Origin of the sequence: Streptomyces sp. NPDC093064, from assembly GCF_044754605.1 — a bacterium.
GTDB lineage: Bacteria > Actinomycetota > Actinomycetes > Streptomycetales > Streptomycetaceae > Streptomyces.
On the sequence record NZ_JBIVPK010000066.1, the window covers coordinates 1 to 11933 of the forward strand.

The 11933-nt window shown below is 67.3% G+C and carries 14 protein-coding genes; 2 read left to right on the forward strand and 12 right to left on the reverse strand.

Annotated elements, in window-relative coordinates; genetic code table 11:
* Window positions 1–117: 117 nt before the first annotated feature.
* The 11 genes from ACIQFZ_RS38830 to ACIQFZ_RS38880 all read right to left on the reverse strand — a co-directional run bounded on the left by ACIQFZ_RS38830 (window position 118) and on the right by ACIQFZ_RS38880 (window position 7289).
* Window positions 118–1437 carry a replication initiator gene (locus ACIQFZ_RS38830; RefSeq protein ID WP_402693462.1) on the reverse strand — a complete coding sequence of 440 codons (1320 nt, stop codon included), beginning with the start codon at window positions 1435–1437 and terminating at the stop codon, window positions 118–120.
* A 130-nt stretch (window positions 1438–1567) separates the two neighbouring features.
* Window positions 1568–1825 carry a SpdD protein gene (locus ACIQFZ_RS38835; RefSeq protein ID WP_402693463.1) on the reverse strand — a complete coding sequence of 86 codons (258 nt, stop codon included), beginning with the start codon at window positions 1823–1825 and terminating at the stop codon, window positions 1568–1570.
* Between the two features lie 14 nt (window positions 1826–1839).
* Window positions 1840–2034, reverse strand: coding sequence for a hypothetical protein (locus tag ACIQFZ_RS38840; protein ID WP_402693464.1), 195 nt, complete (start codon window positions 2032–2034; stop codon window positions 1840–1842).
* A 9-nt stretch (window positions 2035–2043) separates the two neighbouring features.
* Window positions 2044–2235 carry a mobile element transfer protein gene (locus tag ACIQFZ_RS38845; RefSeq protein ID WP_281155631.1) on the reverse strand — a complete coding sequence of 64 codons (192 nt, stop codon included), beginning with the start codon at window positions 2233–2235 and terminating at the stop codon, window positions 2044–2046.
* Window positions 2235–2426, reverse strand: coding sequence for a hypothetical protein (locus tag ACIQFZ_RS38850; protein WP_281155632.1), 192 nt, complete (start codon window positions 2424–2426; stop codon window positions 2235–2237). The genes ACIQFZ_RS38845 and ACIQFZ_RS38850 overlap by 1 nt, the downstream gene beginning before the upstream one ends.
* An 18-nt stretch (window positions 2427–2444) precedes the next feature.
* Window positions 2445–3074: a DUF2637 domain-containing protein gene (locus ACIQFZ_RS38855; protein WP_402693465.1), complete on the reverse strand. Its 630-nt coding sequence runs from the start codon at window positions 3072–3074 to the stop codon at window positions 2445–2447.
* Window positions 3075–3157: 83 nt separating this feature from the next.
* Window positions 3158–4531: an FtsK/SpoIIIE domain-containing protein gene (locus tag ACIQFZ_RS38860; RefSeq protein WP_402693466.1), complete on the reverse strand. Its 1374-nt coding sequence runs from the start codon at window positions 4529–4531 to the stop codon at window positions 3158–3160.
* 5 nt (window positions 4532–4536) lie between these two features.
* Window positions 4537–4887, reverse strand: coding sequence for a hypothetical protein (locus tag ACIQFZ_RS38865; protein WP_402693467.1), 351 nt, complete (start codon window positions 4885–4887; stop codon window positions 4537–4539).
* A gap of 127 nt (window positions 4888–5014) precedes the next feature.
* Window positions 5015–5743, reverse strand: a complete 729-nt coding sequence (locus ACIQFZ_RS38870; protein ID WP_402693468.1) for a GntR family transcriptional regulator — start codon at window positions 5741–5743, stop codon at window positions 5015–5017.
* 89 nt (window positions 5744–5832) lie between these two features.
* A complete protein-coding gene (locus ACIQFZ_RS38875; protein WP_402693469.1) occupies window positions 5833–6270 on the reverse strand; it encodes an ATP-binding protein in 438 nt (145 codons plus the stop codon).
* A 278-nt stretch (window positions 6271–6548) separates the two neighbouring features.
* Window positions 6549–7289: a GntR family transcriptional regulator gene (locus ACIQFZ_RS38880; RefSeq protein ID WP_402693470.1), complete on the reverse strand. Its 741-nt coding sequence runs from the start codon at window positions 7287–7289 to the stop codon at window positions 6549–6551.
* Window positions 7290–7369: 80 nt separating this feature from the next.
* Between ACIQFZ_RS38880 and ACIQFZ_RS38885 the strand changes: the two genes are divergently transcribed.
* Window positions 7370–8464, forward strand: coding sequence for a DUF1152 domain-containing protein (locus tag ACIQFZ_RS38885; RefSeq protein ID WP_402693471.1), 1095 nt, complete (start codon window positions 7370–7372; stop codon window positions 8462–8464).
* Window positions 8465–9772: 1308 nt separating this feature from the next.
* On the opposite strand, the gene ACIQFZ_RS38890 is transcribed toward ACIQFZ_RS38885, so the two are convergent.
* Window positions 9773–10567, reverse strand: coding sequence for a TIGR04255 family protein (locus ACIQFZ_RS38890; protein WP_402693472.1), 795 nt, complete (start codon window positions 10565–10567; stop codon window positions 9773–9775).
* Between the two features lie 564 nt (window positions 10568–11131).
* Here ACIQFZ_RS38890 and ACIQFZ_RS38895 point away from each other — a divergent pair.
* Complete coding sequence (locus ACIQFZ_RS38895) at window positions 11132–11677, forward strand: GIY-YIG nuclease family protein (protein ID WP_402693473.1); 546 nt, start codon at window positions 11132–11134, stop codon at window positions 11675–11677.
* The last annotated feature ends 256 nt before the right edge of the window (window positions 11678–11933 follow it).

The following is an 11933-nucleotide window of genomic DNA, read 5'->3' on the forward strand; positions in this document are numbered from 1 at the left end:
ACCACCCGCGCAATCCGCGACCAACCCCAACGAGCACTTCCACTCCTGGGCATCACCAACAACCCGGGAACCGAGGGAACTTGATCAAGCCCTGGTCCAAGACTTGGCGAACAGTCATCAGCTCGTCGCGGCGGGCGTCCATGTCGGTTCTCCTTCCGTTCCGGGGGCGGGTTCGAGGGATGCGGCGAGCCAGGCTTCGGCGCGGGACAGGCCGGTACCGGCGAAGGCCCAGTGCGCGAGGACGAGCGTGGTTTCGCCGTCCTGCGGGAGGGGCGGAGCCGCTTGGGTCCGGCGCCAGTCGGCGCGAGCGTCGCGGAGGGCGCCGAGGGTGGTCGAGTAGCGGCGGGACTTGGTGGAGAAGTGGCCGCGGAAGCCGAGCATGTGGGCCCAGGCTCGCAGGCGGAGGTCTGCCAGCTCGGGCCGGGCACCCAGGGTCCAGGCGGTGCGGATCATGCGCCGGGCGTGTTCGGTGATCCGTGCTTGGGCCAGCTCGGCGAGGAACTTGATCGGCCGGTCTAAGGTGCCCGTCGCGGTCTCGGCGCCCTTGGTGGCGTACTTGGCGATGTACGCCGCTACGGCCCGCTCGGTCAGCTCCTGGCCGCCGTCGAAGTCAGCGGAGCGAATCGTACGGACGTCGAGCTGACGGCCGAAGACGAAAGAGTGTGCCCGTTCGTCGATCACCGGCCCGTCGACTCGCGCTGTGGTCGCAGCTGCCCTAATGGCATCGGTCAGCAACTCGGCCGTGGCCCAGGCGGGAGGGGCGGAGTCGCCGCCGTCCGGGCCGTCGAGGCGGATCACGGCATGGAAATGGACGGCGCCCCGCTTCTGGTACTCGGCCACCTTCGCGAAGGAGACCCGGGCGTGTTCCCGGAACGCCCGCTGGGTGAGGCCGGCCCGCTTGGCGACCTCCCGGCGAAGGTAGATCGAGAACCGCCGCCACAGCGCCCCCGCGTGCGCGTTCCACAGCACGGCCGCTTCGTAGTCGTAGGACTCCGGGTCGAGGGAAGTCCCCAGGACGGCGTCACCTTCCTCGTGCCGGACGCCGCAGCCGCAGTTCCGCCCGCCGGAGGGGCGGTTGTGGACCGGGCCGAAGCCGGGGGCGGTGAAGGTAGCGAAGACGCGCGGATGCGTGGCGACCCGTTCGGAGGTGCCCTTGCCACCGCGGAGTCCGGCGGTGATCAGGTGGTAGGTGTCGCGGCGGTAGGTCTCGGCGCAGGCCGCGCACCGGGTGGCGCGGCGGTTGTTGCAGCGGACGAGGAGCTGGCCGGCGGGGAGGGTCGAGGAGTCCAGGTGGTGCAGGACGCGGCCGATCTCGCCGGTCGCGTGGGCCACCGCGTGTTCGGTGCGGTGGCCGTCGAGGCGTACGGGGCGGGTGCAGCCGCCCAGGCCGGACAGTTGGCGGGCCAGCTCGGGCATGGTGCCGAGGGAGGCCAGCATGGAGAGTTCCGCCAGCGGGGGCGGGGTCTGCCGGGTGATGATGGGAGTTCCTTTCGGCTGTTGCGACGGTTGGGAGGGTCGGCCCCGGGGCGGCGGGATGCTTGGCGGCGTTTGCCGCCCCGGCGGCCGGTCAGCGCTTGTGCGCGCTGCTGACGAGGGAGCGCAGGACCACGGCGGCGATGGCCACGGACACGGCCGAGACGGCGACCGCCGCAAGGAGCGCGGTGAGCACGATTCCGACGACGACCACGGCGGCGACCGCGCCGACACCGACGCCCACGTACGGGGCGACCGGGTGGCCGGCCGAGGAGGCCGGTGCCTGCGTCTGCTGAGGCGTGACGGTTGTCGTCGGCGGAGTCGGGATGTCGGGCAGCTTGGGGCGGAGCACGGCGGACCTCCTTGTCACTCGTGGCTGCCGTTGACGACGCCGACCCCGGAACGGGTGCCGGACTCGATGGCGGGGGCGAGGAAGGTGTGCGAGAGCCAGAAGCCGAACAGCGCGATCACGACAGCGACCCAGAGACGGACGCCGAGGAACTTGATCGCGGCCCAGGTGATGGCGCCCAGGACGAAGACGAGCGGCAGCGAGACGGTCACGGGAATTCCTCAGCGGACGGCGCAGCGGTGGGTACGGGCGGCCAGCTCGGCGGCGGCGCGGCTGTCGTAGTCCGTGGCGAAGCCGCAGCGCGGAGCCGTGCAGGCGGCGGTGTGCATCTCGCGGCCCCGGCCGTCGTAGTAGGTGGCGACCTGGACGGGGCCGATGCGTGCGACGTTGCGGAAGCGGCGGTTGGTGGTCATCAGCGGCTCTCCTTCGGGTCTTCGCCGGTGAAGTCGGTGACGTGGTCGGCCAGCCAGCGCAAGATCTCGTCGCCCTCGTAGCTGTCGGCGGCGAGGATCACGGGCTCGGCGATGAGCACGGCTTCGGTGAGGCGGTTCTGTCGGGTCAGCTCGGCGGCGCGTTTGAGCGCGCGGAGCGTGGACGGGCGCACGGTGGAAGGTCCTCCGGGTCAGGCGAGTTGGGCGGCGATGGCTTCGGCCAGCGGCAGCGGGACGCCGAGCCGGGCGCGAAGGGTCGAGGTGTCGATGGGCGTTCCGGTCCGGGCGCGGTGTTCGTCGGCAACCTTGCGCGCGAGCGTGACGAGCGCCGGCGGAACCGGGGTCGTGGAGAGCGGAGCTGCTTCGGGCTCCGCAGCGGGCAACTCGGGTGCAGAGGCGGGCGCTTCGGGCGCCGTGGGTTCCGGGGCCGACTCACGCTCCGCCGGTGGGGCATCCGCGGTTGCTCCGTGGGCGAGCAGCGTCCCGCCCAGGAAGGCGACCGCGGGCCATCCGGCGACGAGGATGCGCAGCCAGGCCGGTACGGCGCCCAGGTCGAGGAGCCCGGCCGTGGCGACGTTGGCGCCGAGCGAGGCGGTCAGTGCGACGAGGAACCAGCACCACCCGGCCGCTTTCGACCCACCGGAGCGGAGCCGCCGCCAGGCCGCCACCAGCAGCAGGTCGACGGAGACCGGGTAGGCCCATGCCTTCCATCCGTGCTGTCCGGCAGCCGAGGCCAGGTCGTGCAGGTGGGCGAAGGACAGCGCGGCGGCGATCAGCGCTTGGACGAGTACGGCGTCGAGGCGGACGGGCAGGGTACGCACGGCGCGACTCCTTCCGGTTCCAGGCATGGAGGGGGTAGGGACGTGGCACGGAACGGCCGTGCCGGCCGTGGGAGCGGGTGCGCCTACTCGGTGACCGGGCGAGCCGTGGCCACTGGCCCGGGCGCCTCCACCGGCATCGGCTGGACGTACGGCCGGAAGGGATCGAGCGCCGGTACGTCGGGGGCGAGGTGAGCCGTCGTACGGCAGGTGGCCGCAGCATCGGCGAGGGAGAGGTAGGGGGTACGGATGCGGGACCAGCCGCCGGAGGTGTCGCCGATGACGGCCAGGCCGGGCAGCTCGGGGGCGATGGCGCAGGCCGCGAGGACGGCCTCAGGGGCGATGTCGCCGAGCGCCATCTTGGCCGAGGCCTCGTCGTTCACCCGGTGGCAGACGCGTCCGGTGAGCTGAGCGCGGAGCATGGTCGCGCCCTTGCCCAGCTCGGCGCCGAAGCGCTGTCCGCAGACTTCGAGGTAGATACCGGCGGCCCGGCCGAGTTGGGCGAGGCGGATGAGCTGGGTGACCATCTCGTCCCGCCGTTCCTCCTCCTTCCGTGTGGCGACGAGGAAGAGTTCGGCCACCTCGTCGATGAAGAGCACGATCGGAGCGGGGCGTTCGTCCTCTGGCAGTCCCCAGACGTCTGAGGTGATCAGCTCTTCCGGCGTGCCGGGCGCGATGCCCTGCCGGGCCTTGATCAGGTCGTATCGGTCCTCCATTTCCTTGACGAGCGCGGGGAGCAGCTCGGCCGCTTGGTCCGGGTCAGTGGCCAGGGCGGAGAGCCGGGGTGCGAAGGGCGCGAGCTCGACCCCGCGCTTGCAGTCGATGCCGACCAGGACGACCGGCTGAGCGGCAAGCCCGGTCAGCAGGTTCCGCAGGTACATGGACTTGCCCGAGAGCGTGGCGCCGAGCACCAGCTCATGCGGCACGGTCCGGTAGTCCCGTACGAACGCGGTTGCGTCTTCCCGTAATGCCACCGGGACCTGAAGCGGGCCGCCGTTGAGCCGACGGGGCATCCGCACTTTCCGCAGCACGTCGAAGCCGACGAGCTGCAGTTCGACGACGCCGGGCTTGATGTCCCGCACGTGGACGGCGTGGACGCCCCAGGCGTGCCGGAGGCGTTCCGCGGAGGCCGCCACGTCCGCCGGCTCCTGGCCCGGAGCCAGCCGCAGCCGCATGCGCAGGCCGGTCGTGGTGGGCCGGATGATGCCCCGACGAGGAGGCACCGGCCGGAGCTCACGGCGGGTGGTCGCCTGGACGGCCAGTGCCCGCCACCGGGACGGCTCCACGGTCAGGCCGCAGGCGTCCATGGTCGAGGAGTACGAGGTCAGCAGCCGGGCCACCGAGAGCGGCAGCCCGACCGTGGACCAGTACGCCGCCGGGTAGGTGTGCCGGGCGTAGGCGGCGCCGCCTATCGCAGCGAGCGGACCGCCCAGCTCGGCCAACGTCACCAGGTCCGTCACGGCGATCAGCCCGCCTGAGCCATCAGGAAGGCACCCGGGGCAACGGCGGTCGCCCGGTAGGCGATGCCGTGCCGCTCCTTGCCGTTGAACACGCTCTCCCAGGGCCGCGCCACCAGACCCGGAAGCGAGACCGGAGCACCGACCGTCAGGCCCTCGGTCACTCCGCTTTCCGGGACGGTGACCTGGATCAGCGACGACTCGCCCTCGTCGATGTAGACGACGCCGACGGTCATCAGTGCCTCACCGGTCACCGCATCCTTGGCGATCTCGCCGGTCTGCCGGTCGCGCACCTTCGGCGCCGGAGCCTCGGTGAGCAGGATTGTGGCGGTTGAGGCGTCAACGCGGATCACACGCACAGGGATTGCTCCTTCTGAGAGTCGATCAACCTGTCGACCTGACAAGTTGACTTAGCAAGTTCGACGCTAGGGATGCCAGGTTGACTCGTCAAGTTGCTATCGCGGGAGTCTCGCCCGAAGGACGGCATCAGCTCAGGCGGTAGGTGTCTTCGAGTTCCTGCCGGTCAGCCGGAAGGAGCACGTCGGAGACCTGCAAGGATCGGCCGGAGGCGTCACACGCGACCACTAGGACGCTCAGCACAGGAACGCCGTCCGGCAGATCCAGAAGCTCGGCCTCACGCGCCTCGGGCAGTCGAGCCGACACGCGCTCGACCACGTGATCGAAGCGGACCCTCTTCCGCGCTTCGAGGTGTTCGCGGGCACTCCCGCTCAGGGGTTCATCGGATCCCAGCTCAGTGCCCTCGACCAGGCCGGCGGGGAAGTACGACGAGACCAACTCGACAGCTTCGCCGTCCCCTTCGACCACGAAGCGGCGCATGAGGACTTCGGCCCTCTTCGGCAGCCCAAGCGCCGAGGCGATCCGAGCCGGGACAGGCACGTGCCTGACTTCGACCAGGCGGCCCGCACTCTGCGACTCGTCGCGCTCCAGCGCCTCACGCCCCCGCCGGTCCTTCTGCTCGACGACTTCCGGGCGACCCCGGACGATCGTGCCGTACCCCTGTCGGGACTCAAGCCAACCGTCCCGCTTCAGCAGCTCCAGGGCTCGCACGACGGTCGGGCGGGACATCCCGAAGGCCTGCACCAGCTGGTTCTCACTCGGTACGCGGGTGCCGGGCGCATACGTGCCGTCCTCGATGCGACGCTGAAGCGTCTGCGCGAGGCGCACGTACTTCGGTGGCTCCACTTCATACGCCATGAACGCCGCCTGTCGAGATTGGCCAAGTCAACTGGTCAACCAGACTAGCGGCAGTTTTAGCGTGGCAATAGGAGAGGTGGGCTATCCCATCACGCCGGCCAGGCATCAGCGACCACGAAGGAGACGACCGTCCCGCCGAGGTGGCTGGGCCCGGAATGCCAGGAGTCGGCGATGGAGTCGACCAGAAGCAGCCCCCGCCCGTGAGCGTCGTTCGCTTCCGGGTGCCGCAGCCGTACATTCGCCGGGAAACCCGGGTTGTGCACCTCGACGCGGAGCGAGGTTCCCTCGCGGAACCACTCGACCCGCACCAGCCAGGGGTCGTCCGACTTCCCGTAGCGGATGGCGTTGGTCACCAGTTCCGAGATCATCAGCGTGCAGTCGTCGATCGAGCAGGCCGGGCTGTACGGAGCGATGAACTTCCGGAACCAGCGCCGGGCCCGGGGCACGGACTCAGGCTCCGGATGCAAGATCATCGCACCGAGCCGCGGTGAGTCCTGACAGGGGTAACGGTCGATCGTGTAGGCCATGCGTGCTCACTCCTTGCCGCTGCCGTCGCAGTCGAGGCAGCGCCGCATCGACGTGGCACGGCTGCGGTCATTGGCCGTGGAGAGCGCCAGCGCCGTTCGGGAGCCGACGCGCTTCCATCCACGCCCCCGACACCCCCGGCAAGCTAACCGCGCGCCCTGCTCCGGCCGCCGACTCGTCACGTCGTGCCCCCTTCTCATCCAAGTGGCCTTAGCCACTTTGTGGATAGTGGCATTGGCCACTTCGGGAGCGCAAGCGATTCGCCGTAACTGGCGCGCCGTCAGGTGAGCGGATAGCCCTGCTCGAACGCCCAGCGGTGCGGCGGGTAGGTGGCTTCGGCGAACTCCAACGGACGATCTTGGAGGTCGAAGACGACGTGATGGACGATAAGGACCGCAGATCCACGCTCCAATCGCAGGTCGGCCGTCTCCTCGTCCGTGGCGGCCCGGGCGCACATGCGGTCTTCCGCGTAGCTGCCTTGACGCCCCGTCATCGTCTCGACGTACATGAGCGTCCCCTCCTGGATCCGCTCGGGATCCGTGAGCTTGGGCGCACGCTGGCCAACGTCCGGAGCGAACCACGAAGTGGACAGCGTGATCGGACCGTCCTGATTGCTCGTCACGCGCCGGCGGTGCACGGCTCGACGATCCTTCACCAGGCCCAAGGCCTCAGCAACGTAGTCCGGCGCCTCCAGCCAACCGGCCGACGTGATCACCGCGTACTCGCCGGACGTGTAGATCTTCCCGGTCTGCCGGGCCCGCCCGTACAACTCCCGTGCGCGCCGGTTCACTTCGAGGCTGCGCACGTACGTCCCCGAGCCCTGCCGCTTCTCGACAAGGCCCTGATGGCTCAGCGCTTCCAGAGACCGCGCGGCCGTGGGCCGGGACACCTTCCAGTCCGCCGCAAGCTGCCGCTCCGAGGGAACTTCGTCCCCCGGCCGCAGGTCACCCCGAAGAATCTGATCACGGATGTAGTGCGCGATCTGGAGATACTTCGGTTGAGCCTCTTCGATCTGAGGCATCTCCCCTCCTTGTCCAACTGGCTATGGCCTTTGGCCACTATAGGGTGAGTGGCCAACCCGTGAACCCGTAGTCTGATCGCATGACGCGGTTGATCGTCGCAGCAGGAGGAGGGGGCGACGCAGTCGCCGCCGCAATGCTTCACGCCGCCCTCTACGGCGACGAGCACCAGGCGGTGATCCTCACGTACGCCTGGGATCGCCTCCTAGTCGACCCGCTTCCGGGCCCGCGACGACCCGCCGACTTCACCGGCCTGCAGCGTCTCACCCCGGCCGTGTGGGCAGTGCCGGCACAGGCACGCCCGATCGCACCCGCAGGCTCCACACTCCCCCGACTCGCAGCGGAGCTCCCGCACACCTTCGCGCTGCTCGACCCCTACCAGGGGGCTGAGGGCCTCACCCACCAACTCGAAGACCTCGTGGGCCACTTGGAGCCCGAGTCGATCGATCTCCTGGACGTGGGCGGAGACATCCTCGCGCGGGGCGACGAGCCGACACTGAAAAGTCCACTCGCCGACGCCCTGACTCTGGCAGCGTGCTGCCAAGTGAACGCGCCTGTCCGACTCCTCGTTGCGGGTCCGGGCCTGGATGGCGAGCTTCTGGCAGAAGATTTGGCCACCGCGCTGGGCCCCGTAATCCACACCTTCACCGCGAGCGACGCGGGTGTGATCAGCCCAGTTCTGGAGTGGCACCCATCCGAAGCAACCGCGCTCCTCGTGGCGACGGCCCGAGGCGTGCGAGGCACGTGCGAGATCCGAGACGCAGGGCTCCCCGTACCGCTCACGGACGAGAGCCCGACGGTGCACGAGGTCGACCTGGACGACGCCATCAGCCGCAACCAACTGGCCCGAGCCATCATGGCGACCGCGCATCTGGACGAGGCCGAGGCCTACAGCCGCGAGATCTGCGGCTACTCGGAGATCGACTACGAGCGCAACAAGGCTCTATGGCTCACGGAGCAGCAGCCCACCAAGCTGAACCCGGCCGCGGTCTGGGCCCAGCTCGACCAGTTCGAGAGTGAAGCCCGCGCCCGCGGGGTCACCCACACGACGTTTCGCCGCATCACCGAGGCCCTGAACTTCAGCGGCTCGCAACGCAACGACTTGCGGCAGCTCCTCATCAACAGCCGGCCGGAGCAGTACGACGCGCCCCTCTGGCGCATCCCAGATGCAACCTGAGTAACAACTTTCTTCACGGGTTCAAGGCCCGCGCACAGCGCGGGCGCGCGCCGCCTCTGCGGCGCGGCCTGCCTCCTGTCTTCGCCCCGGCTGGCCGCGCCCGGCGGCGCGCTCGGCGGCTGCGGGCAGAAAATGGGAGACACCCTCTGTGGCTGGGGCGGTCGGCTCCACGGCTTTAGGCAGCCACTTTGGGGCGAGCCTCGAAGATCATGGCCCCAACGTCGTGCTTTACCGGGCAGGTCCACAGACTGCCCGACGCGCCGGAAGCTTACGGGGCCATGATCACTCGCCCCAAAGCAGCTCCAGCCCAAAGCCGCTCCACCGGCCTCGTCACTCCGGCGGATGGATCCGCTTAGCGGCCTCCGCTAGCGTCTCTGATATCTCCCGCCGGCGGGGCTTTTCTGGCCTTGGCACCTCACACTGCACCAACGCATGCGCGATTCCAATGGGCGGGTCATCGAAGTCCGGATCATCCAGCACCTTTGCCTTACACGATCGCACCACTTGAGCGGGAAAGCCATATACCACTTGACCTTCCTTCTTAATCATAGAGTGCGGCCCTAAGTCGTGCTCAGCAAGGATGGAACTTCGATGTACAGAAATGCCGTCAGGATCCCACCGGAAGGCCGTGTGAGTAGGCGTCTTTATTCCCGTGAGCAGATCAGGAGCTAGAAAATCCGGCTTGTCAGGAATCCTTCGATATATGAGTTCCTCATCCGGAATTTCACTTTCATTCGAACCCAAAGAGACCCCCCTCACACCCTGTTATCCGTTAGGAAAACAGTCTCTTCCAGGCCGGATTCGCCGCCCAAACGCGAAGCGAAAGGGATGACAGGAATCTCCGAACGACCTCGACCCCGACCCCCTCTTCACCTAGGGCGCCACTCACCTTCGTCACACCCGCGGCGTCCGTGTAGTTGACGTAGGGGGCACCGCTAGGAAGAAACTCGATCTCCATCCTCTCGCGCCCAGCCCGCCACTCGAAGACGATGGAGTCATCTTCGCCTGGGGTAATGAAGGGGAAGATCGTGCGAGCGTCCGAGATCCTATCGAGGGTGCGATAGGCAACATGGGTTACGGATTGCAGAGCAGGCCCGCTGCCAGCATCATCCCAGTTGACTGGCAATGTCCTAAGTTCGTGCAACTTTCCACTCACGTAGGCCTGCAGTTCGAGCTTCGTCCGCTTCGCTAAGCTCCGCGAAGAGTCACGCCTCACCTCATTGCGACGAATCAACCAGACGCCGGCATCTGGATGCCCCTGAGCGTGGACGGCCGAAAAGCCATTCCCCTTTTGCGAACGAGAAGTGATCACTTAATCTCCCCCCACTGACTCCTCATTCCCTCACTCGTAACCTCAAGGAAGGCACCCGCCACCACATCGTGCGCCTTATCCATTCGGTCCGCGAAGTCATCCTCTGACTCGACTTGTGATTCAGCATCAATGATTAGAGACGATCCCTCGATGAACTCACCATCCGAGGGCTCTGTCACTGCCGAGTCAACGCCGATGAGAACTGAAACTCGCGGGTCCAGCTCCGACTCGTCATAGCTGACTCTGAAACCGCAATAGTCAGGCACGCGGAACGGGAACGCAGAGTCCGATCGCCATCCAGTCAGCACACCGGCCATAGCTTGATGGGCAGACATGCCAGGCAGCTTATTCGTGTAGGTGACGTCCGCGCGTTTCACTTCAGGAAGTACACCCGAAACGGATTGCGACAGTTTCGAGAACTGATCGAATTTGGCGAGAAGCTCAGCCTTCAGCCTGCTGTACCCCGGATAGACGTTCTCGCCATCGCAAAGATTCCATCTCAGAATGAAGCGATCCTGCTGAAACCTGACTTCTTTGTCTCCCGCCTCCGTGGCGAACGAGCATAGCGCCATAGGCCACGACAAACCGGACCTAACGAACTCAACGGCATCTTGCTCCGACGCTTGCCAAGCTGGCATCGGAGTGGATTCCCTGAGGATTGGGTAGCTCTCCCGCCAATCCACACGCAATTGAGCCAGATCCAAGGTCTGCAACTTTGGCAACGTGCCGAACATCAGTGCGAGCGTCACCATATGAACAGGCGGACGTTCGAAGTGCAGTTGATCTGTCATCAGTTCCCACCCCCTCGACTAGCCTACCCGTGTGGTACAGGTCACCAACACAGGATGGGGCAAGTGACGGTTGTAGGTACGCAGGACGGCTGAAAAACGCTCGTCGAAGCGCGACTTGTACCCGGGCGGGCGAATCGCGTCGCCTCAAGGGGTGACGTAGCGTCTTGCCTTCGTCGCTCGCAGATTAACTGAGCGTGTCGGAGACAGCCGGAGAGCCACGTCCCAAACGTCAGGCGCCAGGTGCCCGCCCTCGTCGGCGACTGGACCTCCTTCGCCCGAGAACTACGATCAGCGAGCACGAGTAGTCCGAGGGCTCGGGCCGCCCAGCCGACGGCAGCTCTGACGGCAACGACGGCGGACAGCAACGGCAGCCGACGGTCCGGCACAGTGGTCACGAGAGACGATCGGACCGCCAGAGCGCAGTCTGCCCGCATCTTCTAAGCGCCTGGGCCCCCTGACCACAGCATCGCTTTCCCACCTGGCCAGGCCCACCGATGGTTAGAGCGGATCGCTGTCAGCGGCAGCAAGAGCCTACGGCGATCAGGTCGACGCACGGGAGGCTCCATGGCAGCTACTGCTCTCACGAATCCCACTCGGTTGTGGACGGCGCAGGAGGTCTTGGACCGGTCGAACCCTGTCCCCGCGGCATCCGGTGTGTACGGGTGGTACTTCGAACAGGCACCCCACCCGGACCTGGTTGCCGGACGCCTGCTCTACGTCGGCATAGCACCGCGATACATGGCGAACCGGACCAGCACGCAGAATCTTCGGAACCGCGTGCGCTACCACTTCCGGGGCAACGCCGAAGGGTCGACACTGCGGCTGTCTCTCGGCTGTCTGCTCGGCCTGGAGCTGCGACGAGTGGGCAGTGGCAAGCGGTTGACGTTCGGCCGGGCCGACGAGGCGAAACTCAGCCAGTGGATGGCGGACAACGCTCGCGTTTGTTGGGTAGAGCATGACGAGCCCTGGACGTTGGAGTCAGCGCTCATCTCGCAACTGGACCTGCCGCTGAACCTGGACCAGAACGGCCACAATGCCTTCCACGCTCAGCTCAAGGAGATCCGAGCCAGAGCACGGCAGCGGGCCAGGGAGCTTCCCATCAGCGCGTAGAGGCCCGCAGCCTGACATCACCGGTTGACATCAACGAGGACGGACCGGAGCGCACAGGGGCGGTCACGACCCGGAAGCTGATGCAGCCCCACGGGCGCGTTGGCCGACGTGGGTTGGGTCGGTGATCGAACTCCTAATGCGGTGCTCACAGCAGCTTCGGAGGTCGACGACGGCAGCAGCGGTGAGTGAACTGGCGACGGCCCCGCGGCGAAGTCCGGGCCGTCTCTGGGCCGTGCGAGGAGAACCGACGTCAACC

Bases quoted from the DNA above. Each gene is read 5' to 3' on its own strand.
- ACIQFZ_RS38830 (WP_402693462.1), bottom strand. From the start codon at position 1,437: ATGCTGGCCTCCCTCGGCACCATGCCCGAGCTGGCCCGCCAACTGTCC.
- ACIQFZ_RS38845 (WP_281155631.1), bottom strand. From the start codon at position 2,235: ATGACCACCAACCGCCGCTTCCGCAACGTCGCACGCATCGGCCCCGTC.
- ACIQFZ_RS38870 (WP_402693468.1), bottom strand. From the start codon at position 5,743: ATGGCGTATGAAGTGGAGCCACCGAAGTACGTGCGCCTCGCGCAGACG.
- ACIQFZ_RS38875 (WP_402693469.1), bottom strand. From the start codon at position 6,270: ATGGCCTACACGATCGACCGTTACCCCTGTCAGGACTCACCGCGGCTC.
- ACIQFZ_RS38880 (WP_402693470.1), bottom strand. From the start codon at position 7,289: ATGCCTCAGATCGAAGAGGCTCAACCGAAGTATCTCCAGATCGCGCAC.
- ACIQFZ_RS38885 (WP_402693471.1), top strand. From the start codon at position 7,370: ATGACGCGGTTGATCGTCGCAGCAGGAGGAGGGGGCGACGCAGTCGCC.
- ACIQFZ_RS38890 (WP_402693472.1), bottom strand. From the start codon at position 10,567: ATGACAGATCAACTGCACTTCGAACGTCCGCCTGTTCATATGGTGACG.
- ACIQFZ_RS38895 (WP_402693473.1), top strand. From the start codon at position 11,132: ATGGCAGCTACTGCTCTCACGAATCCCACTCGGTTGTGGACGGCGCAG.